Annotated in this window: 2 protein-coding genes; one reads left to right on the forward strand and one right to left on the reverse strand. The window is 43.6% G+C overall.

What is annotated here, in order from left to right:
- Nucleotides 1-176 (reverse strand): hypothetical protein (locus ACS8FD_RS17185; protein ID WP_439276741.1); only part of this gene is annotated, 176 nt, incomplete at its 3' end.
- Between the two features lie 333 nt (nt 177-509).
- Here ACS8FD_RS17185 and ACS8FD_RS17190 point away from each other — a divergent pair.
- Nucleotides 510-981, forward strand: a 472-nt coding sequence (locus ACS8FD_RS17190; RefSeq protein WP_439276740.1) for a patatin-like phospholipase family protein, incomplete at its 3' end; no start/stop codon positions are given.

Below are 981 nucleotides of genomic sequence, written 5' to 3' on the forward strand. Positions count from 1 at the left end.
CGCCCCGTGATTAATGCCGCTTGCCCATGTCCTACATCTGCGATAGATACGAGTCGGCTACGGTCTTCATAATCTCGCGGCAAATGGAGCAATAAATCAAAAATCCGTGTAATACCCAGTTGCGTTAATTGCTCTGCGACTTTTGGTCCAACACCCGCCAGCGCCGTCACTGGCATATCTAATGCTGAAGCCGACTGTTTGGGCAACACACTGTTTGATAAGTCGGCTATGGAATGGCTAGATATTGGCATCAAAAACCTTAAAGATATTATTTTAAATTCTACATACTTAAATGTTTTATACTTGATTATTGTATGACACTGATGATGAAAGTATACCTAACTATGACGACAATCAATACGCTATAAAGTGTACTTTAATCATTATAGCTGACAATACTATTGATGAGACTAAGCTATTTGGTAATCGTGCGTCTATAGACTCAACCCTTAATCAACCATTCATCTGACCAATACTTTTTGCTTTCAAAATGCTTTTAAGGCCTTTCTATGTCCGTTCAGCCTATCAACAATCGAGATTCTCAAACCTTCTATAAAAGAGTCGTACGCACAAGCCTACTGACGACTCTAGGCGTCGTCGTCAGTGCTTGTAACAGCATTGGACCATCCACTTCGATCACACAATCTCACCCAGTCGTAAAAGCACCAACCGTCGCTTTAGTGTTAGGCGGCGGCGGAGCCAAAGGTTTTGCCCACGTTGGTGTCATTAAGGCGTTAGAAGAAAGCGGTATCACGCCGACACTCGTGGTAGGAACCAGCGTTGGTAGCTTGGTTGGGAGCCTATATGCCAGTGGCTACACACCGCAGCAGCTTGAACAATTAGCATTGAACACACCTGATAGCGAGTTAACAGACTTTGTGTTATCCAATCAAGGCTTTATTGAAGGCATCAAGCTCAAAAACTTTATCAATGCTAAAGTTGGTGGTCGCGCAATAGAAGACTTTCCGATCCGCTTTGCCG

This window comes from Psychrobacter sp. 1U2, assembly GCF_051847575.1.